Origin of the sequence: Bacillus pretiosus, assembly GCF_051294775.1 — a bacterium.
Lineage (GTDB): Bacteria > Bacillota > Bacilli > Bacillales > Bacillaceae_G > Bacillus_A > Bacillus_A wiedmannii.
The window spans coordinates 1-332 of the sequence record NZ_JBPPHF010000067.1 but is presented as its reverse complement, the minus strand read 5'-3'; the positions used below and the strand labels follow the sequence as shown (position 1 = coordinate 332).

At 44.0% G+C, this 332-nt stretch carries 1 pseudogene; it reads left to right on the top strand.

Annotation, left to right across the window (positions count from 1 at the left end):
* Nucleotides 1-332: pseudogene (locus ACSG5Z_RS29875) on the top strand (DNA repair exonuclease); the annotation flags it as partial.

Below are 332 nucleotides of genomic sequence, written 5' to 3'. Positions count from 1 at the left end.
TGTTCATTTTTCCATACGGCGGATGTTGTGTGGGACGAGATAGAAGTGAATTTTGATGGACTTGAAACTGTTGATGAACTTATGACGAGCGCATCGAGTGCGATGAATGAGTGCCGAAGAGAAGAGGAAGGGACGCTACTTACTGTCGTATTTACAGGACAAGGCCCACTTTCTCATTATTTACGTGATGAAAAGCGTGTGGAAGAGATCTTTCATATTTTAGCAGCTGGCGAAGAGCGAAAAGACGTCGTATATGCGATGAAGTGGAAAAATGAGACCGGTACTTTTGCGGAAATCGAGCGTTTGAAAGAGGAAAACCATTTCGTCGGTAG